Genomic DNA, 24,654 nt, shown 5'->3' with positions numbered 1-24,654 from the left:
GCGCAAAGAAAAGAAAATGCTACTGTTGTAGACAAATGTTAGAAAATCCTATTCCCTAACTTTTATTTACGCGTCCCTCACTGTAAAAAAGCTGTATAAATACAGCAAGTTATTTTTACATAAAACTTACATGTTATCCGTAAAGGGTATAACGGTAAATCCATTGAGCCCCCCATCTTTACGCTTCATAACGGAGTAAGCCTTGCACCATCACACAGTTTGTCAGCTTGTGGGTGTTGTTTACAGCTCTTGGTAATTGAGACGGTTCGTTTGAGGCATTTTTAATTCTTACTTAATAGTTTTTATCCATACGCCTCTTCCCACTTGTAACCTGCAAGAGATATAGTTTTGGTTGATTCAACATGGAACAAGTCTGAAATGAAAGAATCTTACGATATTCTGGATTCTCATTCAACATGTAAAATAATAAATTATCTTTATAAATCAATGTGTTGCCTTATGATAGAGTTGGTGTAGCATTGAGATTTTAGAGGGAAAATATGCCTTTAAGACTTTATAACAGATACTAAGTCTTTAATAGCAGGTATATTAAATGTACATCATTTAAAATAAATAGAGCGTCCATAGCGAAAAGGGGGCCACTCTTTAAATACAGATAAATACTTATTCTGTTGTGCTGTAAAACGCTATTGTTTGCGGGTGTGGTGATATAAGACATAAAACTTTATACATGGGGTGTTTTGATAAGAGAGTGTGATGAATATTCAAGGGAGGGCTTGTTTATATAATTTTGTGAAAGGAACCATATGAAATGGGAAGCTGAGAAGGAGCTATTTTTGAAAAGGCGGATCGTTTATCAACCGGTTTGAGGAGGGGGGGGCATCCTTTTGGGGTGTGGGGAGAAAGACAAGAATAGGGTGTGTAGCACTTTATAGCTATGCTTTTAAAGCGTTTTAATTTTGATCACAAATTAAGTTTAAAATCGCTTTCTGCTTGACAGATGTGAGGACTCTAAAACTTTTTAAAAGCAAATATTCCTCTTTGCTCGAGGCGATTTCATCATAATGGTACGGGGCGTTGTCTTTTTTTATGATATCAGTGTAAAAAAAGGCAAGTGGAACATTCAAAATATCGGAAGTTTCCTTTAAACGTTCTGCGCTCACGCGATTTAAGCCTTTTTCATACTTTTGGATTTGTTGAAAAGTGACACCTAAATGATGCCCTAATGTTTTTTGAGACATTTTTAGCACTTTTCGCCTAAAGCGAATTTTTTTGCCTACAAAAAGATCAATATTAAGATTTTGAGCTTGCATTTTCCCCCTCCAGGTGCGAGCGCCCTCGCATTGGTATTCCGGGAGCTTGAAAACACTGAACCCTAGTCAGCATTTTGCTTTTAGTGCTTGGAGCACCTGGACATAGCAAAATCTCCCGGAATTCCGGGATACCCACATAGTGGGTTTATTTTTACGCTAGGGTTTCGGGTTTTCAAGACCCCTTTTGATCGTTGCGTATGCGATCAAAACATTTTTCGATTCATAAAGTAATTTTAGGAGATTGGCAATAAAAATAGTTTTTCTTGAGACGGATAGATTTTTTAAAATAGGAGGTTGTTTGCCTTTCAAAGTTTTAAGGTTTGCTTACTCAACTCATGACATCAGATATGCATTTTACGAAGGTAAACCTTGGTTTTTAAGCTCAAGTCACCGCTTACGGTGCTGTCCTTAACCAATAATCAAAATGACTTGTTTTGATGCGTCTGAGATATCATGATGATAGGGGAAAGCTTTTATGAGTAAAGAGCCCTCATGCAAAATAAACTCAAAACATTATAGATCTGATTGTTGTATATTCACATGTTTGTTTTAGAAGATATTTCTCAATGTTAGCGCCTATTTTACAATGGTGCTTCGTAAAGTATGTAGCGTAAAAGCCTCTATGAATGGGATAAAAGCTATATTGCTATCTTTACTGAAAAAAAGATGCTCGGACGGCACATACTCTCTGCCAGTTCAAAATATTACGACAGTTTTTGCCTTTGAAAGGGAGCCTAAGAGCTATTTTTCTTTCTTCACGTGTTTTTATCTGTACGCTCTCTGCTTATAATATGTAAGCGAATAGGTTTTGATTGATTCAATATAAACAAATTTGAAATGAGAAAATATATTGGGCTTTCTCATGATGCATGTTTTTAAGAGGGGGATACGTTTATTTTCTCAGTGAAGAATTTGAGTATTTTAGATAAAAAACTCTATCAACGTCGTTGTTGTTAGAATTAAAATTTTTATGAGAAAAATAGCATTGGGGAATGATAAGCTTTTGCTATCAAGCATTTTAGAATTTTGCACAACTTAATGATAACTTAGTTATTTTATCATTTCTTATGATCTCTATAGACGATAAAAAGTTGGGATATGGTTTGAGAAAGCAGATGACACAAGTATTATCTTTCGGTAAGTAGTTTTGAAGTAAAAGACAGCTTTAAATGACAAATAGAGATAGGTGCTCCATGAATGAACTTACCCATATTGAGACTATTATAGCGCATTATGATGCTGTTTTTTGTGATGTGTGGGGTGTTGTGCATAACGGTGTGCATGCATTTGAACCAGCGTTGAAGGCGTTGTATAAAATCCGACAAATGGGAAAAACTGTCATTTTATTAACTAATTCTCCTCGGCTACGGGAAGATGTTGCTGCTCAATTACAAAGCATGAATGTTCATAGCGACTATTATGATGCCATTATCACTTCAGGGGATGTAACGCGCGATCTCATTCAGACTGCTCCACGTAAAGTTTTTTTCATTGGTTCACAACGTGATTTGGTGCTGTTTGAAGGGTTAGAGTGTGAATTTGTTGAAGAATGGGAGGCTTCTGTTGTCGTCTGTAGCGGTTTTCTTGAAGATTTTGACGAAGAACCCTCTGCTTATGAGGAGATGTTTCGTCGCATGCGGTCGCGGAATTTACCTTTTATTTGTGCGAACCCAGATGTGATTGTCCATTATGGAAATAAAGAATTTTGGTGCGCTGGTGCATTGGCTCGTCTTTATCAACAATTAGGGGGGGAAGTGCGCATTGCTGGAAAACCTCACGCGCCTATTTATGAATGTGCCTTTGAAAAACTTCAAAAAATACGGGGAACAGTAGAAAAAAGTCAAGTTTTAGCTATTGGTGATGGTCTTTTAACGGATATTAAGGGGGCGGCTCACTTTGGTCTTGATGCCCTTTATATTATGGGGGGGATTCATCATTATGATTATACGCAAAAGGGTGTGGTTGATAAGCAAGCTTTGCATTCTTTTCTTGAACATCATGGTTATAAACCACAAGCAATCATGTGGGCACTTCAGTAATGACTAATTTTTTGCGTCTTCAGGGAATTCATATGTTTCCCTCGGCTTGGCGGGGAGCAGTGTTGGCACTTGGAAATTTTGATGGTGTTCATTGTGGGCATCAGGTGGTGTTGCAAAAAGCACTTGATTTCGCGCGTATAAAAAAGAAACCAGCTGTTGTTTTAACTTTTGAACCCCATCCAAGAAGTTTTTTTCAACATTCAGCTCCTGTCTATCGTTTGACAGAGGCAGCTGAAAAAGCTGAAATTTTTAAAACCCTTGGTTTTGACGGCGTGATTGAACAGCCCTTTGATGCACAGTTTGCCGCTCTTTCAGCGGACGAATTTATTAAGTCGTTTTTAAAGGAAGTTTTTGATGTTTCAGTTGTGGTGACAGGCGAAAATTTTCAATTTGGTCATCAGAAAAGTGGAAATGTACATCTTCTTTGCCAAAGGGGAGAGAAATATGGATTTGAGGTTGTGCAAGTTCCTTGCGTTGCTCGTCCTCAAGAGTCACAATCTTTGATCATTTCCTCGAGTTTTATTCGGCAACTTCTCTCACAAGGGGAAGTGGACAAAGCAGCCCATTTGTTAGGGTATCACTATCGGATACGCTCCAATATTATTCAAGGTGAAAAACTTGGACGTCTTTTGGGATTTCCTACCGCTAATCAAATGTTGCCTCCCCAAGTTCGTTTGGCTCATGGTGTTTATGCGGTACGTTTGCGTCGTGCGAACGGTGTTTTGTATGATGGTGTTGCAAGCTTTGGTTGTCGTCCAACGGTTGTTAAGGATGGGGCGCCCCTTTTGGAAACCTATTTGTTTGACTTTAACGACGACCTTTATGGGGAAAGCTGTATCGTTTCTTTTTTCCAGTTTTTGCGAGGACAAGAAAAATTTGATGGGCTTGAACCTTTGATTGCGCAAATGCATCGTGATGAAAAAAAAGCAAAAGAAATTTTAAAGACAGTACAACCATTATCAACGTTGGATAGGCTGCTTACTTTTAAAAATATGTCCTAAACTGATCTGAAAAAGAGAGAAGAGCTGTAAAAATAGCACTTAAAGTGATTATAATCACAAAGATATATTCCAAAACATCGTGGAATATATGTTTTTTCCGTTGTTGAGAGGGAGAATCGAATATCTGAAGATCTGATTTTGGCATCATTTTTTTCAAAGTTAACGTTATGGTTTTTGTTGTCATTCAAAACTTTACTGCTTGTTTCTTTCTGATCCGTTAAAACTCGTCATAAAAGATGCAGTAAAGAATAAGCAACCAGCCTATTTAGCAATAATAGACGTGAAGAAGGAGAAAGGCTGTTTTTAAAATTTCTTGCGATCTTAAGCTTATAGTTTGATAAAATTTAATTGATGACTTTTTTTATTTAAAAGTTTATTGTTTCTTTTTTTTAATTTGGCTTATTATGTCATTTATGCTGTATCATCGTTTATGATGAGAGTTGGTTCGTGTAACCTTACGCATGTGATATTTTGTATTATGTAATGAATATTTTTAAAAAAGTTTTGTTTGTCGAGTCTTGTGAAGAAGATTAGTGGTCAGCAGCAGTTTTCGTGCTGACCAATCACGTAAACGAGAATGAAGCTGCTGGAAAATGCTTTAAGTTTCGTTTCTCTTGTATATTGTGATGGGGAATGCATATTAAGGAGACTGCGATTGATTGTAGATAAAAGAAATCATTGCGAGAAAGCAGGTGTATTGTTTCAAAATTTCTAATGCTTTTGATGGATAAAGGCACAATTTTGTTGTCGTAACACGTCAATCTTTCAGATTTTCAAGTTAAAAACTATCCATATATTTCCTTTGTCTTTCACAAATGTAACGCCCATAATGAAAAGGAAAGACAGTCTTGTAAGGATATGAAAATACAAAGCCAATAATGTTTTGTTGTTTTTTGATAGAAATATTGGATAAAAGTTAGAACATCTTTCCAATCTATGTTCGGTCTATTCGTGACTGTATCGTATTGTTTTTCTTATAAAACTTTTTCTTTAGTGTTCCTCAACGCGAGCAGTATGTTTGAGACAAAGATTAAAACGCTTTAGTGCTCTCTCTGCTGTTACAGCTTTTGTATACCAGATGGGGAGAGTCTATTGCTATATTCATTTGGATAATCTCTGAAACCGGTTTACAGCCTTATTGGGGAAAAATATGAAGTTATAAAGGGGAAAATCAGTCCAGATGACAGTCTTTTTTAAATTAGGCTTTGCTACTTTCAAAAGGGTTCAGAGCAATATCTCTTAAATCATGAAAATAACAGCTTCAGGCTTTTGTTGTTCTTTGAATAGGATATCACGCCCTACAGGTAAAATAAAATGCTGGAATATCCTTGTTTTGCTAATTTATGCACTTCTTTTAAAGAAATATCTCTCAACGCTTCTCATATTCATTTTCATGATGGCTCTCATGAATGGTATCTTGAAAGCTCCGTTGAGCGCTATCATCTTTATGCCTAATAAAAGAGCAATCCGACACCATCCGTTATATTGACAAGCCTTTAGTGTTGTACAGTCTTGGCTATTTGAGAGCGTTTATGAGAGTTTGTTCTTAACTCGTTTTATTTCACACGAATATTTCTTGCTTGTGACATGCAAGAAACACGCTTTTGATTGATTCACTATAAATAGACTTGAGAGAATCTTACGGTATTAGGATTTATCACTCAACGTGCAAAATAATTAATTGTTATAAATCAATATGTCGCAGTTAATCATAGATTATGGCTTACGGCTTTTTTATAAAATACTCTGCATGCCGTTTATTCGGAATATGGGTTTTCTTAGTGGTTTTACTGTCGTTTTAGGTGTCTGTGGCGTACGAATGAGCTCGTATTGGTAAAGGAAAAGAAAAAGAAGGTGGAGCAGTGATAAAAGGTGAGGTGAAAATAATTTTCTTCGATCATCATATGAATTTTCACGCATTTTTATGGCTTCGGGTGTGTATGCTTGTTGTATATTGAGGAGCAAAGCTTGCTTGTAGAGTTTTATGAAGTGGCAAGCCAAAGGAAAGGCGCAAAACAAAGATTATTGACAGATTGTTTTTTACAAATCGATGCGTATTTAAGAATTTTCGTCTTTTAAGGTGCGTAGGAAATGTGCGAACCCTCTGTTTAAAGACGCGCTAAACGATAAAGATGCAGCGAGCGTGATCCGTGATGACAATAGGCAAGAAGAGGCAGAGAGGCTGTTTTTAAAATTGTTTGCATGGTTTCAACAGCTGACTTTTCTATAGTTGGAGGAGAAATGGGAATGTGATAGGCTTTTATGCCATATTCATTTGCGACCGTTTTAATGCTAGAAAAGTCAGGTTGATGGAGCTCTTCGTGATCGGGGCGGTTACAGATAATTGTTTTAAAACCAGCTTGTGCCAATGTTTTGATATTTTCTATGCTAAGTTGGGCGCTGATAAAAATATCAGGTTCAATTTGTTGTAAATTCATTTTTGTTTATTCCCAATTGCACGATCTTCACGATACCCTCTGGTCTGGTATATAGAAAGAACATAATGAAGGTAAGTTTTTCAGTGGCATCTTAACAAAAATATTCTTTTTGTCGAGAAGATCTATTTGGGAAAAATGAGCTGTAAGATGCAAAATATCTCACTCCGCAACATGTTCGTTATGCGATCTTATAAAAGACGGATGTTTGGTCTTTATGGATAATCTATAGTGTTTACTCAGCATAGACATTTCATTGTGTTGTTTGTTTACGCGCTTGCTAGAGGTACCCTTATTTCTCTTAAGCCCATTTTACTCTGTCGAGCGTCAAAGAGTATAAAATTCATGGATCACCACCCTTTTTACGCTTATGAAGAAGGAAGTCGGTACCATTGTTATATTTGCCAACCTCCAATATTGTAATAGTTCTTGGTACTTGAGATTCTGCATAAGAAGCATTTTAAATCCTTTCTTGTACAGTTTTTACCCACACGCCAGCCCTGCTTGTACGTACAAGAGATATGATTTTGATTAATTTAATATAAGAGGCATGAAATGAGAGAATCTTCCTGATTTCGGCTCTCTCATTCAACGTGCAAAACAATGAATTCTCCTTATAGTTTGTTGTATATTCAGAGTGGAGCTTGTTTGTAGAGTTGCATTAAGTGGATTGCATGAAGGGAGAATCCCAAAAGGCCGGTGCAAAATAAGAAGCTGGATCATTTACAGCGCATTGTTTACAGATCGACATGGATTTAAGAATCTTCGTTTTAGGGTGGGGGGAAGAGCATGCCTCTTTTAAATTTATTTTGTTATTTTCAAGAATATCATCTTCATAATGTTTTGCTCATGTTAAAGAATATTATAAAAAATTGCGGGCTATTATTATTTATCCTGAAAATGGGAGAAATGATTATTTTGCACGTATTGGATGCTTGTTTCTTTTATTACTTTCAGTATAATCGTAAAAACGATAATACTGAAAGGCGTAATGGATGATCATTGGACTTTTGAATCAAAAGGGAGGTGTCGGAAAAACGACGTTGAGTGTTAATCTTGCTGCCAGTTTTGCACGTACTGGTACACGGGTATTGCTTATTGATGTTGACCCACAGGGAAGCGCATTGGATTGGGCTGCTGCGCGTGAAGATGCACCTTTGTTTTCGGTTATTGGTTTACCGCGTGCAACGGTTCACAAAGAGATTACACAGATTGGTCATGGTTATGATCATATTATTATCGATGGTCCTCCGCGTGTAACTGATCTTGCTCGTAGTGCTCTTATGGCTTCGGATTTGGTGCTTATCCCTGTTTTGCCTAGTCCCTATGATATTTGGGCAGCGGATGGAATTGTAAAGCTGATTGACGAAGCACGTGTTTATAAAGAAAATCTCAAATCTGCTTTTGTTATTAATCGTAAAATCGTCAATACAGCGATAGGGCGTGATGTGAACGAAGCTCTTGGCATATACCCCGTACATGTTCTTTCTTCTAGCGTTGCGCAGCGTGTGATTTTTGCAGAAGCAGCAGCACAGGGGAAGGCGGTTTATGAAGTTGATAAGCAAGGACCAGCAGCAGCAGAGATTGAAGCGGTTGCAGCGGAAATCAAGGAGTTAGCACGATGAATAAAAAAATTAAAATCGGCACAAAACCAACGAATAAATCAATCCCTTTAACAGCGGATGCATGGGTAGGAAGCCACAAAGGGAGCATGAGTGGAGGTATGAAGCGCCTCACGATTGATATACCAGAAAGTTTGCATCGGTTGATTAAGGTCAGTTGTGCAAGTCGTGGAACTAAAATAGCTGATGAGGTCCGCGAATTGCTTTCACAAAAATACGGAAAAGTGTAAAAAATGATACGATAATTTCGTTGCTTTGAATGCTTTTTCTAGAGATGATATCGATTGTTTTTATACGAAGTTAATAATAAAAGTGCTCTTCCTTTTTCATGATGGTTGCTTCATTCAAGTTGTTTTTCATAAGGTTCTGTATCATCGCATGAAAGAGCTATGAGTTTGCGAAAAATTCTCCGTTTCAAACTTTTCCCTATAAATGTGATAATCATCATACTACTTGTGATCTTATCCGCTAGATGAGTAGATAAGTTTATTCTTCCATAAAAATTATCTTGATAATGATTTTAAACATCAGGTTATTTTTTTGTTTATTGTACTTAATACATGCGTAAATAATGTAATTAAGAGTAGCCTTGATTATTTTTTTCTGTTATGCAGCAATCCGTTTTATTAAATTATATTCATTGTTTATAAAGGGGGGGATAAAAATAAGTAAAATTTACTGATATTGACGCGCTATAATTTTTCCTAATAAACAAAAGAAGTCATTGAGTATATTATAGAAAATATTTCTTACATTTATATGATTTTATAGTCTTAAATATTTAATGCCAGTTGTAATGGTACGCAAGGCAATAGGCTTTTTTCTTCAATTGGAATGTATAAGATCGCTTTTTTAGCATTTCTATTGGCTTTTAAAAAGTACAGGGGGACTTAAAGCTTTCTTTCTTTTCCGGTGGTTTAGAAATGATAAGAGCGCAATTAGTTGATTAAAAGCTGTATTCTTTCGTTTGCAGGGAATTTGCAATGGGTATAGGCATGACGAATTTTGGGTAAGATATCGTGCTGCTTCTCGTTACCAAAAGGTTCTTGAAGGAAAAGAAATGATTAAAAAGCTTTTTGAGAATGTCAAGATATCAGAATTTTTGCTGAAGTTTTAACACTTCAAATACAAAGAGCTGCCGTGCAGATAATGTTACAAATGCAAGTCTGATAAATGAAAGGCAGTTTTCATGATTTAACATGTTTGCGTTGGAAGTGTACGTATTTGCAAAGGAAAGTAGACGCAAGGTCACAATATAGGAGGGGATGTGAACCCAAAGATATTGTTAATAAAATATTCGCGTACAGAAGTGGATTTTAAAATTTTTGAAAATGCACAATGAACCGAATGTACAATTTTAATCGGGTGCTAAATTATGTCCTAAACTTTGTAAATTTGAAAAAGGGGAATTTATTGATGAATAAAGCCATTATTATAGCATTGCTGGTTTGTACTGGACTTTTCGTTGCTGGTTGCGAAAAAACTTACAGCGTAACGGAATTTAAGAAAGATCCCAAATTACTCAATCAGTGGTTAGAGAAATGTTTTATTGCAGGAAGTTTTGATTCAAAAAATTGTAAAAACGCAGAACAAGCTGAATTAGAAACTCGTAAAAAATGGGGAATTTTTGGCTCTGGAAAGGACGACCAAGAAAAAACTGAAGATAAAAAGGAAGGGAATTAAATTATGAATAAAGTCATTATTACAGCATTGCTGCTTTGTACTGGACTTGCTGTTACTGGTTGTGAAAAAACTTATAGTGTAAAAGAATTTAAAACAAATGAAAAATTATACGAGGAATGGGCAAAGAAATGTGAGAACGATGATTCACCGCTCAAATCCTCTCAAAATTGTAAAAACCTTCGACAAGCATATGTAGAACTTTTTTTAAGGCCCTAAATTGTGTCCTAAACTTTGTAAATTTGAAAAAGGGGAATTTATTGATGAATAAAGCCATTATTACAGCATTGCTGGTTTGTGCTGGACTTGTCGTTTCTGGTTGTGAAAAAACTTATAGCGTAGCGGAATTTAAGAAGGATCCCAAATTACTCGAGCAATGGGCAATGAAATGCATGATATCAGAGGATTTAGATTCTCAAAATTGTAAAAACGCAGATAAAGCGTATCGTGAAGTTCATGCCCGAGATTGGCCTGGTTCAAGCTTTGTACATGATGACGAGAAAAAAACTGAAGAGAAAAAGGAAGGAAATTAAATCATGAATAAAGTTATTATTACAGCATTGCTGCTTTGTACTGGACTTGTCGTTGCTGGTTGCGAAAAAAACTACAGCGTAGCGGAATTTAAGAAAGATAAAACATTACTCGAAGAGTGGGCAAAAAAATGTGAAAAGCTGGATCAATCTTCTATGGAGAAATCTAAAAATTGCCAACATGCCAGACAAGCATATATGGAACTTATGTTTGGCATTAATTAAAAACATACAGTTCAATAAATAAGGAATTTTTTAGTTCTTGATTCTATTGCGTTTTTAGGCTCTCTCTAACTTTTAGAGAGTCTTTTTATGGCTTCAAGAATTAGTCGTTTACGATCAGTACTCTTTGTGTAAACGTATGCTATACTGTCATTTGTTCAGCTCAAAAGTGCTTTCAATTGTAGATAGTATTGCCTCCCAATGAGTTGTTACGTGTTACTGCTAATTTTTTAATGTTTTGGTTACATGTATTTAAAATATGAGATTAAATCTATCTTTGGGGTGTTTTTTTGCGTTTATCACAAATAAATGTTTCATCACACTAAGATCGTCTTTAAGTGTTGCGGCTAATTTCGGAAAAATTAGGAGGAAACATTTGTTTGGAAATTACGTTCTCTGTTTTAATAAAGAGAAAAACATTCTGAATAGAATTATTATCGTTTCATACTCAAATGTTTTTCTCAAACTATTTTTAAAAAATTTCTTTTGATTTGAGAATATTATAACATTAGTTAAGTTGTGAGACAGTTTTGCTAGGATGGTTTTGCTGGATGTGTGAGGAATTGAGCGCTCTCCACATCTTTTCATTTTTCTCCTCTCTTTTCTGAGTTTGCAAGGTTTTTCCTTGTTATTTTTTTATCTTAATTGTGTCGTGATATTATCATGTTGAGCGGTGGAGCGCATATAAAACTTTACGTATGAGGTGTTTTTTGTTCTCGAGTGTGTGATGAATGTTTTTCTGAATAACACTTTGATTTATAAAAATAATTTAATTATTTTATACTGAATAAGGATCTCGAATAACGTAAGATTCTCTTATTCCAAATCTGTTCTCGGTTGAATTAATTAAAACCATCTTCTTGCATGGTACAAGCGGGGAGAGCCGTGTGGATAAAAACTGTTGAAGAAAGACGTAAAAATGCCTCTTATGAATTATCTCAAGTGCTAAAGGTTTGTTGGCAACATTTGGGGCTGGAAAAGTGTGTGATGCTGCTGGTTTATTCTCTCATAAGGGTAAAGATGGTGTTCAATAGATTATCATAAGCTTCATGAAATATTATTCTTTAGAATTGTGATATGCCCTGAAGGGGAAATTTACTCAATAAAGAGACAAATTATTTACAGATCATATCTGATAGAAAATTTCGTTTTTTAAGGTGGGAGTGAAGTTGAGATTCAAGATAGCGTGAAAAGACGGACACTGATGGTTAAAAATGCATACAAAAAGCAGAGTTTATACTCAAATAGTTGCAAGCGATGTTTGAAATTGGGTGTGTGGTTTATCTGTAGAATTAAAATTTTGCTTTGCTCTTATGTGAAATTAAGATGCTCATTTGCACAGATTATAAAAAGCCAAAAGAGTATGCTTAGTATATTTCTATTACGAGAACTAAAATAACAACAAAAGCATTGATGGTGATAATCAAGGTTGAATAAAGCATAGCGGCTTTTACGAGATCAGCCATAAAAACCTCTTTCTGTTCTTTTTGAGGTGATTTTATGAATAACAATATGTTACAATCTGTAATATATGCTGATACAACATATTCGGCAAGCTTAAAATCGTTCCTTTTTTTATAAAAGCTTAAGGAGTTGGAGTATTGTGAATCCTAAAAAAGAAAGCTTTAAAAGGACTATTGATTGATTTTGTAAGTTTTGTGTTGCTGGAAACTTTTTTTATCCTGTTATGCTATAAAGCACTGTCATTTATAACGGTAATATAAGACATATAAGTTTTCTTGGAACGTTTAAGTATTTTTTAGTGTACGATGAATATTCGTAGGTTTATTTGTTGAGTCTTTCGTTTAAGTGAAGCAGATGAGGGGAAAGTCAGGAGAAGATCGTTTGACAAAAATTCGGACTGCGTACAGAGCCGATTGAGTTAAGATCTTAGTCCTTTAAGGTGAGCGGCGGAAGATAAAAATGTTTTCTGATCGTTTATCTCATAGCAAGATTGGTTAATGCTGCTCTAATGGGGCATGTTTTGCACAAAAGTAAAGAACGCTCCAAAAGAAATATACTTATGTTGTATATTAGTATATTTGTATTGCATATTTATGTACTTGTTTTAAAGAAATATCTCTTAACGCACACGAAAGACATTTTACGATGACATTCGTAAATGGTATAACGGTAAATGTGAATAGTATAACAGTAAAGCTCTCATGAAATAATATAAACTTTGAATAATATAAAAATCTATAAAATGCTATCATCTTTATACTTATGAAAGAGCAAGTCACAATCATCGTACGCTTGCTTCCAATGTTTATTATAGTTCTTGGCATTTGCTAAGGTTCATAAGAAGTCTTTTTCTTTCAGCGTATTTTATCAACACATCAGGGCGTTGTTTGTGATGTGCAAGCAAGTGATTTTAATTTATTCAACATGGAATAGATTTGAAATGTGATGATTATGAAAGAGAAGAGCTGCATTTAAAAGGTTGAAAACGAGAGAAAGATCGTAAACAAAAATTGTACCTTGATTATAAAATGATTGTTTCTCTGTTTTTATACCAGTAGCACATGTAAAGTCGCGATATTAAGAGCAAACTGTGTTATGGAATGAAATAATCTGTAAGAAGATGCTGTGAAAATTCTGAAAATATCAATGGGGGGAGCGTTAAGCATTATGCATTGGATAATATTTTGATTTATAGATGATAATCTATCGTTATTCAACTTGAATTAGATTCCTTAATACTGGAAATTTTTTCATTCCAAATCTGTTTCGTGGTGAATTAACCAAAACAACGTCTTTTGCAGTTACAAGCAGGGAGCTCCCATGCGCAGAGAAATTGTACAAGAAAGGCCATGCTTTATGAACCGTCTCAAGTGCCAAGGGTATCAGAACATAAGGGGTTAGAAAAATATGTGATGGTGCTGGCTTGCTTCTTTTATTAAGCGTAAAGATGGAAAGTGCTCAATGGATTTTATACATGTCATGGAAGATTTATCATTATACCATTGATGGGCCGCGGTGCGAAATAGGCTTGGGTGCACTTAAGAGATATTTCTTTAAAACAAGCGCGTAAATATGCGGTTGAAGACGTATCGAACTGATTGGCTAAGAAACTCTTGAAAAGGTTCAAAAAATCTTATATAGTCGTTCATTGCAAAGAAAAGCGAATGATAATTTAAAAAAGGAAGATTGATGGCTGTTTAGCTATTTGAAGATGTCTTTTTTTATATTGCTGTATGGCTGATCTGTTCAAAAGAACATTCTTTTTGTGTTTTATGCGAAATACTGCATGTGTGCAGAAAGAGCATGGGAGAGGGGGTGTCCTTTTGAATGGGTGCAAACTGATCTTGTTGGGCGCCATCTTATGGGGCGCTGGAAGGTATACAAGTTTAAGTGCAGAGAGAGCCATAAGGTTATGGAGGGTAAAGTGCTTCTATCAGTAAAATGCTGAAATTTTTAATGGGCTTACGTCTTTATATGCTGCAAGATAGACTGCGGTTTTTTGTCGGCAGATATTTTTTGTGGCTGAAGTTCTCGTGAAAGCATTGTTATTTTCTGTTGAAGATGAGCTCGTGATAAAATCGGCAAAGATAAAATCGGCAAGGCGAAATAGACAGAGCAAATATGGAAGTTTCGATATTGCTGTAAGGTTTAAGTCTATAGCGTTTTTATGGACTAGTATAGCCGCAATGATGGTTTTGGAGCAAAGCAAGAAAAATATTTGAGAGAACGCGTTGAAAGTTGAAGTGGTATACGCTTTGAAGGATTGTCGTGCTGTTGTTTGAGCAATGTTTGCACCACGAGCTTGGTTGAGTGTATCAGCATTGAAGAGAACCTGTTTAGTCTCCCTCATTTGAAAGTAAGATTGAACAATAGTGTTGAAGGGGAAGTAAAAATGTCTGTAGTGCAATATGGTGATGATAGTTTTGCGGCAAAAGCAAAAGTTCTTGATAACAACCTTATTGATCGTGATTGGGCGATGACAAAATTTGTTGCTGCTGTTAAAGGATTAGCTCAAGTTGTTGATTATGAAAGCAATATGCTAGAGAGCAGTGGTGTTCCAGATTACGAAGAAATAAATTTGCGTAAAATACGTGGTTTGCGTGATCTTAATAAATCCATGAGTGATGTGAAGCGCTATATGAATCAAGATATTGAGCATGAGGTTGAAAGTTTGTTGTCTGATTTACAAGAAAAATTACAGCGTAATAGTGAATTACTTCAAACACATTTAAATGCAGTTAATGATCTTTCTAGAGCTATACAACTATCTGGACGTGCAAAAGAAATAGAGGAATGATCAAATCTGCTTAATACGGGCTGTTCTAAGTCATGACAATGATTAGGTAGGGCAGTTGATTTGGATAAATAGTGCGTTTAGTGAGTAGACGTGTTTTAAGTGCATTTTGGTATTTAAATTATTATCCTGATGTACTGTAAAACGCTGTTCTTAAAACAATGTCTTTTAAGGTGTCGTGATGTGAACCGCATGCGGTGAGAAGCTGGCTAGAAGAGAATTCAGAGAAGGCGGATTATTTACAGAGAATTGTTTGCAGACTAAGTCAGTAGGGAGCTTCATTTTTTAGTTTAGGGAGAGGCGCGATCAAGAGAATATTTAGACCAGCCTGTGATGCCTTAAAAACAGCTTCCTTGGGGCTGTGGTAATGTAAGGTTTATAATTGAGTCTTTTGCTTGCATTTAGCAGATCTGGCGGCGACTTACTCTTCCTTGCTTTAAGGCAAAGTACTATCAGCGCTGGAGTGTTTCACGGCCGAGTTCGGGATGGGATCTGGTGCGTTCACTCCGCCATAACCACCAAGTCAGCAAAAAGCATGAATGATGAAGAGTATGTGATGAATATTGCCTATAAGCTTCATGGAAATATTGTCCTTTAAAGTGTGGTGATATGACGCGGTTCGTTGTTTAAATCTATATGCTTGAGATAAAAATTAAAGCGGTTTATTATTTCCTTCTGCTGTTTTTAGTTTTTGTATGTCAGATTGGAGAGAGCATCCAGATCTGAGTGGATATAGTGCGTATATCTTTGTTGGCGTAATATTTGAAATGGGGAGGCAATCTCATTGGGAAAGAATAAAGAGGTAGAAATCAGCTTCCCTCTGTTCCGCCGTTCTTTAATTTAGCTTTATGTCTTTCAAAAGTATCTAAAGCACTATCTGTTAAATAATGAAGATTCCGCATTGTTTCACGCTTTTTTTATTGTGTTTTTTACTGCGGGCATGTCCTTCATGCACGACAAAATACTCAAAATAGAATGGATTTGTTATTCCTAATTCACGGCCTTGTTTTAAAGAGATATCTAAGCTCTCAAGTCTATTTCGTGATGGTGTTTGTGGGGCGGCGCAACGACATCTTTGATGCAACGGTGCTTGTGAATGGTATAATAAGAAAGTTCCCATGGAAATAATATAAAATCTATAGGGCGCGACCATCTTTATGCTTAATAAAAGAGCAAGTTGATATTGTTATATTTTTCAACACTGTCATATTCTTTGTTTGATCCCAATGTTGCTACAGCCCTTGGCACTTGAGATAGTTCATTAGAGGCATTTTTAATCCTTTCTTAATAGTTTTTTATCCCTATGGCTCTTCCCCCTTGTCACTTGTAAGAGATATGGTTTTTGTTGATTCAACATGGAACAGGTCTAAAATGAAAGAATCTGACGATATTCTGGATTCTCATTTAACATGGAAAACAATTAATTGTCTTTATAAATCAATATCTTGTCTTATAATGGAGCTGCTGTAGCATTGAGATTTTAGAGGAAAAACTTGCCTTTAAGAATTTATACCAGATACTAGTCTTTATAGCAGGTATATTAAATGTACATCATCTAAAATAAATGGAGCGTCCACAGCGAAGAAGGGGCTGACTTTTTTTAAATCGGCATAAATGCTTATTCTGTTGTGCTGTAAAAACATCATCGCTTGAGGTGTGGTGATAATATAAGACATAAAATTTTATGCATGGGGTATTTTGATGAGAGAATGTTATGGTATTTAGTTTTTTATTCAATATGCAAAAGAAATATTATAAGTCAAAATCTTCTTTGATGTGATAATGATTTTTGAGAATTAAAAAATATATAAATTTAAATAAAAAAGCAGCACTTTGTGCTGCCTTTTTTATTTAAGTTAAAATTAACTTCTGCTTTAGAAACGATAACGTATTCCGCCAGACAAATTGGTGCCAGATACACCGGCTTTTTGCAGTTTTTGCCGATAGCTGATATCGGCGTTTAGTACGATATTTTGAGAAAGATATGCATTCACCCCCATGCCTCCCTCAACTGAAGAGCCGGTAGGATCAACATGAAAGGTATCAGCAATTTTTATTGTTTTACCATCGCCAAAAGTTCTGATAACATTCATTTTACCATAGAAGGAAACAGCCTTGTTTTCTTCAACAGCCATTATCGTTTTTGTTAAACGTCCACCAAAACGGATCAACCATTGATGTGGATTGCCCATGTCTACTTTTAAGCCATTGGTATCTGAGAAAATATCAAACATGAGATTTTGATAAATGAATTGAGCTTGTGGTTCAAAGACCAGCCCTTTTGTATTGGTTGCTAATTTCTGACCAATGGTTGCAGATATATTAAGCATCTCGGTACCATCCAATTTGGCGGCATTCCCAACAAGAGCTGTGGTAATATTTCCTTTTAAGGTTCCGTAAGAAAGAAGTGTGTTTAGATATATACCATTGCTATGTTGGATGCTGCTGTAAGCGGCAAGAGACCATTTATCAAGAGTTGTCTTTTCAGAATCTTGCATCTTTTTTGGCGTAAAGGCAAGTTTTCCGTATGTTCCTAAAAGACCAAAATGTGTGCTTATGTCTTTACCTTCCAAGGCGGCTAATATGACACCTAGTTGTAAAGCAGTATAGTTTACATCAGCACCATAGCCATAATGTAATGGATCGCGGTTGGAAGATAAGGTGACTTTCTCGCCATAGGAAGAGAAAAAGATACCATTTTTTTTATTGTCTTTTGCCCCAAATACTGTTGTGCGCATATTGTCTAACAACGTGTTTTGATTGTTTACATCAGTAAATCCAGCAGAAAACAAAGTATTAGATATGGTTAAATAGTTTGCTACCTGTGGTAAAAGGGCTCGAACCTTTTTATCCTTATCAATGTAGGCATTCTGTAAGCGAAAATCCCAGAAATTACTGTTTTTACCAAAAAGATTTTGGCTCTCATGAGATGTTCCAGGTTTATAGCCTGTAAGTACATACTTATAAGGTTGTTTCCCTATTGTCATATAGTTTCCTGCTAACGTGAAGGAATTTTCATTTGCTTGTCCGGAAACTTGAATGATTGAAATCCCATGTGTTCCTAAAGGAAGTGACGCCATGTGTTCTCCCCAAACAGCAGAGCTATCGGTTTGGAGATTGATGTGAACAACAGTACTCCCTGAGACATCACCATTAATCACAATGCGATCAGTTTGTTGTTCCGTGATAGGAGAATGTTTATCCCATTGAGTGTTTACATAAATCTCTGCAAGACCCGCTGTACTATAAACCGCTGCTGTGTGAGTTGTTTCGTCTTCTTGCGAAAGATTAGGTCCTATAAACAGAGTTTGATAATGTCCCTCAATGGGCTTGTCAAACATAATGGCGCTGTTTGTAAGGTGCAATTCAGAAAGATTAGAGTATGATTTTTCATCAACACCAAACTGTCTATAGTCATTTAAAATATTATCATTATTTGTGGCATTTTTATTCGCCTTTACAAGCCATTTCGTCCTCTCTTTTAGATCAAAAACTGTTCTATTATCTTTAGAAGTTCTTACCCGACCTTCTAAAGAAGAGTGGTCTGCAACTAATGTAATGGTGTTTGTGGAGGCACTTTCGTTCTTGATATTTTTTAATAAAATATCGGCATGAACTTCTGAATTTTTAAGGTTGACTTTCCCGTTTACGCCTGTTCCATAAAGGTTGATACCGCTACCATGTTCAACGAAAAGCTTTGTATTCTCTAGGGTTACTTTATCAGCAATATTGGCTACATCTTGTTCTTGAACGGCATTGGTGTTCCTTTCAGCATTGCGTGTATATCGTTTTCTAGGGGCATTATACGGATTGTTGCGGAAAATAATACCGTCTGCTTCATAATTTCCCGTGACATGGACGCTTGAATCCTTAAGTTTGATTGTGCCCTCCATGTTTACCAAACCAGCTGTTTCTGCTGTTACAGTAATGCCTGTAGCATCAATTTCTCCACCATCTGATACACTTAGTGCAACAAAACGCGCATCAACTGTTCCCCCTATCATGTTGACTTTTGAATTATTTCCCTCTGCATGTACAGCAAAACCATTGTCTTGAATTTTTTTGTTATGTAGCGTTATGGTCTTACCGTTTTTAGCTTCAACTCCAGCGCTTATATCCTCAATTTGTGTAGACTTTTCAGGTTGTTTTATTGGTGATATTGGTTTTTCAATCTCTGATTTTTCAGATATTTTTTGTGCAGATGAAGATTGCACTGGCGCTGGTTTTGCAGATTTTGGTGGTACCAGTAATGTTGGTTTTTCAGTTTCTACTCTTAAAGATATTGGCTGTGCGAGTTCTGGTTCATTAGATGTTGGTATTTGCTCTGTTGTTGGTTTTGTAGGTTCCGTTCTTGTAGGTTCAGACTTTGTAAGTGCTGGTTGTAAATTCGGTGAAGGTTGTGTAGGTTCTGGCTGTGAAGACACAGCAGAATTCGATAGTGTTTTTTCGCTGGAAGAGTCTGCAGAAGAGGAGGGCGCCCCTGAACGTCTTCTAGATTTTGCTTCCATTCTTGTTGTTGAAGATTGTATAATAGGAGTGTTTTGTGTTGTAGGGTTAGATTGTACACCTTCTGTAACTTTAGTCTTTGGTGTTTGTGTACTTCCTTGACTAAGATCAGAGTTTTGTTTTGAAGAAGAAATTATATTTCCAGCTGAATTTCCTTCAAGTTGTGTTTTGGGAGGTAGAGTGCTTGTAGAAGTAGGCGTTGTAAGTTTACTTCCTGTAGAAATAGGGCTTGCGCTCGTTCTTGTGGAGCTAGGTGCTGTAGGGGGAAGGAGGCCATTAGGGGTTGAAGATGGATATGATGGCATAATTCGCCCGATTCCATCATATGGATCTTTATACGGATCAAAAACTCCGGATAGATTTATTTGTGACTTGACACGAGCAGGTTGTAGAGAAGAAGAATCTATCGTTGTTGATGGATTTGTACTATGAATAGCATAAGACAAACCGCTGGAAGAATAAAACAGAACTCCGGAAACTGTGTATAGTAAGAAGCTTTTTTTCATATGGATGTATTCCTAAAATATTTCCCCCTCTCTCATAAAAAGTAAAACTTTGACCTCATTATGTCTCTTTTGTAAGAGACAAAACGAAACATAATGAGATCTCTTCATATTTCAAGATAAGGAATACAAGTATTTTTAAAAGTGATAGCGTATTCCAGCGGAAATATTTATTGCAGAGATGCCAGCTTTTTTGAATTTATGTTGATAGCTGAGATCACTATGAAGCTGAATATTTTGTGATAAGTGTGTGTGAATACCAAAACCACCTTCGATTAAAGATCCCATAGCTGCAAGCTGAAAATTTTGACTAAAAGTTTTGATCATGTTCAGTTTGCCGTAGAAAGAAACAGCATGTCCTTTGTTTTGCGTTAAACGTCCGCCAATACGGAGCAGCCATTGATAAGGATTACTTATGTCTATTTTAGAGTTATCGTCATCTGAGAAAGAGCTCCTATCTGATAAAGAACCAAGCATGAGACGTTGATAAACAAGTTGTGCTTGCGGTTCTAGGATTACACCTTCCAAACTGGTTGACAGTTTTTGACCAACAGTTGCAGCGGCTCCTAATGTTTTACTATTCTTCACTTTTGAGGTATGTTTGATGAGAGCTGTAGCGTGATTTTCTTTGAAAATTCCATAAGAGAGAAAGGCACTTGCATAGATGCCACTGTCATGCTGAATATTTCCATATGCGGTGAGTGACCATTTATCAAACATATTTTTTTGAAAGCTCTCCTTGTTTTTAGGAGTAAAAGACAGTTTCCCATATGTTCCGAAAAGACCAAAGTTGCTGCTGATATTTTGATCTTTTAGCGCTATTAGTGTTGCTCCTGCTTGCAATGCAGCATAGCGAATATCTGCTTGGATACCATCTTGTTTTGCTTGAACCTTAGAAGAAAAGGTGCTTTTATTGCCATAAGATGATAAGAAAACGCCTCTCTCTGGATGATCTTTGGGTTCAAACATTGTTATTTGCATATTGTCTAACAAGATATTTTGATTGTTGACATCACTAAACCCAACAGCAAACATCGCAATAGGCATGGTTAAAGAACTTTCTCCTTGTGGTGTAAGAGTTGTGCTTTTGTCTGTTCCATCAAGAGAAGTAGAAGCTGCGGTTGCTTTATCATCATCTGTAAGTTTAGAGGTGCTCTCTGTAGCCGCGGTAGCAGTATTCTCAACCTTTGGGAGCAAATTCATATGCGCTTTTGCTGATGTATTAAGAGTTGTTTTTGATTCCGAGGAAGTGGTGTTTGTTTGGGGATCAATATCAGATTGCGAATTTTCATTTATTTTAGGCTGTCTCATTCCATGACCTGTTCTTATGGATGAAGTGTCCGTTGGAGGAGGGGATGTTTTTTCTTTTCTCTCCACGTTGGTTATTCCATCCGCGTTCAAAGTCTCTAATACTGCTTTGCGTAAAGTATTGGAAAGTTCCTTGTTTTGTCCTTGTAAGGCAGTATCCACTTGTGCCGCCTTATGTAATATTTCTGCTGTATTTTGCAGTTTGTGCCAATCACGATTGTCTTGGCTTACCCATTGTTGGTGTGCAGCATTAACACGCTGTTGGTTATCAGCTTCAAGGATTGCTGCCGCCTTTACGGCATCGGAAACTGCTTTGTCGTAGCCACGTAATAAATTTTCTCTTGTTTTTAATCGATTCTGACGTAATTGTTCAAGTTTTGCTCTGGCTTGCATCATGCGGTACGCATCACGATTAAATTGCTCTGACATAGCACGAGCGTATATAGAATCTCTTTCTTTCCGCATTTCCTCTCTATGATCAGGAGTTGCATAACGACCGATCCCTGAGAAATATCTGTTAATTTGAGTTCCTGAATCATCTAATGCTTCTTGAAGTGCTTGATTGAAGTGCGAATTATCCTCCATCATGGCGCCAGAGGCTATCTTTTCAAGATTTTTTTCTGCTTGTGTTGGTGTGTTTATTAAATCAATAGCACGGCGATATTGTTCAGGTAATTTCATAATCCCTTCAATGGCATGGCGTTTCTGGGGGCTTAGAGCAGAGGCGGTGCTGGTAGATGTGAAATTAAAAGAAGAAAAAAATAAAGCACAAGCGGCTGTACATAACAAAAGATTCTTATGCATAGAGATGTTCCTTAAGATATTTTCTTTGTTTTGCTAAAAATGAACTACTTTTTGACACATTACGGTTTTTTGTAATGTAGTTAAGCAGCACTGTTTTCATCTCAGCGCTGCTTATGCGTCAAAATAGAGAGCTAAGATTTCTAAAAGCGATAACGCATTCCTCCGGAAAAATTAATTCCAGAGAACCCGGCTTTTTGAAGTTTATGTTGGTAATTAACGTCAGCATGAAGTGCGATATTTTTAGAAAGCTGCGCGTTAATGCCAAGCCCACCTTCAAGGGAAGAGCCCATAGAATCGAGATGGAAAGATTCCATAACATCGATAGTGCGCTCCTCACCAAAAGCTTTGATGACATTCAATTTACCATAAAAAGAAAGAACACGATCTTTTTCAATAGGAAGCATTGTTTTTGTTAAACGCCCTCCAATACGGACCAACCATTGATAAGGGGGCTTTATATTAACTTGGAAGCCATCAATATCTGAAAGAGTGCCAAAGGCAATATGTTGATAAATAAGTTGTGCTTGTGGTTCAAAAGACAGCCCTTCAACACCAGTTGCTAGTTTTTGTCCAACGGTAGCTGATATATTTAATGTATCCGTATTGTTTAATTCTGTGGTGTTGCCGATAAGGGCTGTTGTAATATGTCCGTTTAAAATGCCGTAGGAGAAAAGTGCATTAATATAGAGACCATTGTCATGGTGGAGATTCCCATATACCGTAAAGGACCATTTATCCAGTATGCTTTTGTCAGAACCTTCCATGTCCTTTGGCGTAAAAGCGAGCTTTCCATATGTGCCTAAAAGACCAAGATTCGCGGTTATATTTTGATTTTCTAACGTTGTTAATGTCATGCCTGCTTGTATAGCAGCATAGTGAACATTAGCACCATAACCATATTCCAATGGACTACGGCTGGAAGATAACGTCATCTTGTTGCCATAAGTCGATAAAAATATCCCTTTTTGTTTATGACCTTCTAATCCAAAAACTGTTGAGTGCATATTATCTAACAGTGTATTTTGATTGTTTATATCAGCCAAGCCAGAGGAGAATATTGCATTATGCATAACCAAATAGCTTGCCATTTGAGGAACAAGAGCTTTGATTTTTCCTTCATCATCAAGAGTCGCATTTTGTAGACGGAAATCCCAAAACTCTTCACTTTCTTGCAAGAGACTTTGCTGTTTGTCAGCTCTCCCACGGCTAGATGTTGGTCCATAGCCATTTAATACATATTTATAGGGCAATCCATCCATTGTAGTGTAGCCATTTGCCAGCGTGAAGGCGGCTTCCTCTGCTTTTCCAGACACCTGAACAAGTGAGAGACCACGCGCATTCAAAGGAATTGAAACTTCATCATCATCGAATGGTTCTGCACGCTTTGAAAGATTGTTGAAATAGATCGTTGTGGTGCCTGAGACATTACCATGAACGAGAACACGGTCAGTTTTTTGTTGTTCTTTTATAAGACCATTACTCCATTCGGTATTAAAGTAAATCCTTGCGTTGCCCAATGCATTGTAAACCGTTGTTGCATCGAAGCTTCTGTTTTGCTCTGCTTTTGCAGCTTCAGCTGTTGGCTGTTTTCCCACATGCAAGGTTTGATATTGATTGTCTGCTAGTTTATGCGGCGCATTAAATATAATAGAGCTATTATTAAGGTTCAATACTGAGACAATAGACTGTGCACGTTGTTTAATATCAGTGAGCAAGTATCCTTTAGAGCTGTCAAATTCTTTGTCTACTTCAAATTGACTAATCTTTAGGGACCACTTGCTGTTATTGTTGAGAGTAAAAATCGTTGTATTTTGAGGTAAAGTCTTTGCTCGTCCTTCTATAATCGAATTGTCAGCGCTTAATATAAAAGTGCGAGGATCGATATCTTTTGAGTTTTCTGGGATTTTATTTTTTAATAATATATCAGAACGAATTTCTGAACTTTTAAGTTCTACCTCAGCAACAGATTTTGCATAATCTGGTCCTAGAATACCAATACCATTTTCAACAAGAAGTTTTGTGTTGGTAAGAATTGCTTTATTGATAACTTTTTCGCCCTCTTTTACTTGGGAACTTGGGATGTAATCAAAAAGGATACCACGACTTTTGTGATGTCCGGAAACATTTATGATTGAATCTTCAATATGGATGATGCCGTTTGAAATTTCTAAACCACGGGAATTTGATTTTCCTACAGTTTTTTTAGCATGAATACGTCCACCTGTTGTTGCGGTAAATAAATTTGAGTCTGAACGCATTGTTGAATTTGTAATGGTGATAAAGGCTTTGTCATCAGCAACCACTGTTGTATATGCGCTGCGGATAAAAACGTTATTAAAGGTTTTTTCTTCTCCTGCTTTATCCGCACGAGCCATAACCATTGTAGGAGCTGATGTATTTGCATAAGTTGAACCGAAATGAGAAAAAATCAAAGTTCCAGCAATTGTACATAACAAAAAATTTTTCTTATAA

General features: G+C 36.4%; 14 protein-coding genes and 1 rRNA gene. 9 read left to right on the top strand and 6 right to left on the bottom strand.

Going from position 1 to position 24,654, the window contains the following annotated elements; all coding sequences use genetic code 11:
- Nucleotides 1-914: 914 nt before the first annotated feature.
- Nucleotides 915-1,274, bottom strand: coding sequence for a helix-turn-helix domain-containing protein (locus tag ACFIK4_RS03100; protein ID WP_375638599.1), 360 nt, complete (start codon nucleotides 1,272-1,274; stop codon nucleotides 915-917).
- Between the two features lie 1,193 nt (nucleotides 1,275-2,467).
- Between ACFIK4_RS03100 and ACFIK4_RS03095 the strand changes: the two genes are divergently transcribed.
- Nucleotides 2,468-3,313 (top strand): TIGR01459 family HAD-type hydrolase, encoded by an 846-nt coding sequence (locus tag ACFIK4_RS03095; protein WP_375612197.1) that lies wholly within the window; start codon nucleotides 2,468-2,470, stop codon nucleotides 3,311-3,313.
- The gene (locus ACFIK4_RS03090; RefSeq protein WP_375674947.1) at nucleotides 3,313-4,314 is read left to right on the top strand and encodes a bifunctional riboflavin kinase/FAD synthetase; all 1,002 of its coding nucleotides are present in this window, start codon (nucleotides 3,313-3,315) and stop codon (nucleotides 4,312-4,314) included. The genes ACFIK4_RS03095 and ACFIK4_RS03090 overlap by 1 nt, the downstream gene beginning before the upstream one ends.
- 2,108 nt (nucleotides 4,315-6,422) lie before the next feature.
- Here the strand turns inward: ACFIK4_RS03090 and ACFIK4_RS03085 are convergent.
- The gene (locus tag ACFIK4_RS03085) at nucleotides 6,423-6,752 is read right to left on the bottom strand and encodes a TIGR01244 family sulfur transferase (RefSeq protein WP_375674945.1); all 330 of its coding nucleotides are present in this window, start codon (nucleotides 6,750-6,752) and stop codon (nucleotides 6,423-6,425) included.
- Between the two features lie 992 nt (nucleotides 6,753-7,744).
- Between ACFIK4_RS03085 and parA the strand changes: the two genes are divergently transcribed.
- The 7 genes from parA (at nucleotide 7,745) to ACFIK4_RS03050 (ending at nucleotide 15,064) form a co-directional block, all read left to right on the top strand.
- Nucleotides 7,745-8,374, top strand: a complete 630-nt coding sequence (gene parA, locus ACFIK4_RS03080) for a ParA family partition ATPase (RefSeq protein WP_375653186.1) — start codon at nucleotides 7,745-7,747, stop codon at nucleotides 8,372-8,374.
- Nucleotides 8,371-8,601: a plasmid partition protein ParG gene (locus ACFIK4_RS03075; protein ID WP_273790969.1), complete on the top strand. Its 231-nt coding sequence runs from the start codon at nucleotides 8,371-8,373 to the stop codon at nucleotides 8,599-8,601. The genes parA and ACFIK4_RS03075 overlap by 4 nt, the downstream gene beginning before the upstream one ends.
- A 1,186-nt stretch (nucleotides 8,602-9,787) precedes the next feature.
- Entirely contained in the window at nucleotides 9,788-10,054 is a 267-nt protein-coding gene (locus ACFIK4_RS03070) for an EexN family lipoprotein (protein ID WP_375627920.1), read from the top strand.
- Nucleotides 10,055-10,057: 3 nt separating this feature from the next.
- Entirely contained in the window at nucleotides 10,058-10,270 is a 213-nt protein-coding gene (locus ACFIK4_RS03065; protein WP_375621543.1) for an EexN family lipoprotein, read from the top strand.
- Between the two features lie 44 nt (nucleotides 10,271-10,314).
- Nucleotides 10,315-10,584: an EexN family lipoprotein gene (locus ACFIK4_RS03060; RefSeq protein ID WP_375627922.1), complete on the top strand. Its 270-nt coding sequence runs from the start codon at nucleotides 10,315-10,317 to the stop codon at nucleotides 10,582-10,584.
- A gap of 3 nt (nucleotides 10,585-10,587) precedes the next feature.
- Complete coding sequence (locus ACFIK4_RS03055) at nucleotides 10,588-10,806, top strand: EexN family lipoprotein (RefSeq protein ID WP_375613558.1); 219 nt, start codon at nucleotides 10,588-10,590, stop codon at nucleotides 10,804-10,806.
- 3,853 nt (nucleotides 10,807-14,659) lie between these two features.
- On the top strand, nucleotides 14,660-15,064 hold the full coding sequence (locus ACFIK4_RS03050) for a flagellar protein FlgN (protein WP_273790974.1): 405 nt from the start codon (nucleotides 14,660-14,662) through the stop codon (nucleotides 15,062-15,064).
- 405 nt (nucleotides 15,065-15,469) lie between these two features.
- Here the strand turns inward: ACFIK4_RS03050 and rrf are convergent.
- From rrf to ACFIK4_RS03030, 4 genes are all read right to left on the bottom strand, one after another.
- Nucleotides 15,470-15,584, bottom strand: a 5S ribosomal RNA gene (gene rrf / locus ACFIK4_RS03045).
- A gap of 1,351 nt (nucleotides 15,585-16,935) precedes the next feature.
- Complete coding sequence (locus tag ACFIK4_RS03040; protein WP_375674942.1) at nucleotides 16,936-20,073, bottom strand: autotransporter outer membrane beta-barrel domain-containing protein; 3,138 nt, start codon at nucleotides 20,071-20,073, stop codon at nucleotides 16,936-16,938.
- A gap of 135 nt (nucleotides 20,074-20,208) precedes the next feature.
- Complete coding sequence (locus tag ACFIK4_RS03035; protein WP_375674940.1) at nucleotides 20,209-22,182, bottom strand: autotransporter outer membrane beta-barrel domain-containing protein; 1,974 nt, start codon at nucleotides 22,180-22,182, stop codon at nucleotides 20,209-20,211.
- A 140-nt stretch (nucleotides 22,183-22,322) separates the two neighbouring features.
- A partial coding sequence (locus ACFIK4_RS03030; protein WP_375674938.1) for an autotransporter outer membrane beta-barrel domain-containing protein occupies nucleotides 22,323-24,654 on the bottom strand: 2,332 nt, incomplete at its 5' end.

This window comes from Bartonella sp. AP9QHHD (genome assembly GCF_042195625.1).
In the GTDB taxonomy this organism is placed as follows: domain Bacteria; phylum Pseudomonadota; class Alphaproteobacteria; order Rhizobiales; family Rhizobiaceae; genus Bartonella.
This window is presented reverse-complemented; position numbering and strand designations above follow the sequence as displayed.

What these genes read in the sequence shown, in the direction of transcription:
- ACFIK4_RS03100 (WP_375638599.1), bottom strand. Translation starts at nt 1,274, where the DNA reads ATGCAAGCTCAAAATCTTAATATTGATCTTTTTGTAGGCAAAAAAATT.
- ACFIK4_RS03095 (WP_375612197.1), top strand. Translation starts at nt 2,468, where the DNA reads ATGAATGAACTTACCCATATTGAGACTATTATAGCGCATTATGATGCT.
- ACFIK4_RS03090 (WP_375674947.1), top strand. Translation starts at nt 3,313, where the DNA reads ATGACTAATTTTTTGCGTCTTCAGGGAATTCATATGTTTCCCTCGGCT.
- ACFIK4_RS03085 (WP_375674945.1), bottom strand. Translation starts at nt 6,752, where the DNA reads ATGAATTTACAACAAATTGAACCTGATATTTTTATCAGCGCCCAACTT.
- parA (WP_375653186.1), top strand. Translation starts at nt 7,745, where the DNA reads ATGATCATTGGACTTTTGAATCAAAAGGGAGGTGTCGGAAAAACGACG.
- ACFIK4_RS03075 (WP_273790969.1), top strand. Translation starts at nt 8,371, where the DNA reads ATGAATAAAAAAATTAAAATCGGCACAAAACCAACGAATAAATCAATC.
- ACFIK4_RS03070 (WP_375627920.1), top strand. Translation starts at nt 9,788, where the DNA reads ATGAATAAAGCCATTATTATAGCATTGCTGGTTTGTACTGGACTTTTC.
- ACFIK4_RS03065 (WP_375621543.1), top strand. Translation starts at nt 10,058, where the DNA reads ATGAATAAAGTCATTATTACAGCATTGCTGCTTTGTACTGGACTTGCT.
- ACFIK4_RS03060 (WP_375627922.1), top strand. Translation starts at nt 10,315, where the DNA reads ATGAATAAAGCCATTATTACAGCATTGCTGGTTTGTGCTGGACTTGTC.
- ACFIK4_RS03055 (WP_375613558.1), top strand. Translation starts at nt 10,588, where the DNA reads ATGAATAAAGTTATTATTACAGCATTGCTGCTTTGTACTGGACTTGTC.
- ACFIK4_RS03050 (WP_273790974.1), top strand. Translation starts at nt 14,660, where the DNA reads ATGTCTGTAGTGCAATATGGTGATGATAGTTTTGCGGCAAAAGCAAAA.
- ACFIK4_RS03040 (WP_375674942.1), bottom strand. Translation starts at nt 20,073, where the DNA reads ATGAAAAAAAGCTTCTTACTATACACAGTTTCCGGAGTTCTGTTTTAT.
- ACFIK4_RS03035 (WP_375674940.1), bottom strand. Translation starts at nt 22,182, where the DNA reads ATGCATAAGAATCTTTTGTTATGTACAGCCGCTTGTGCTTTATTTTTT.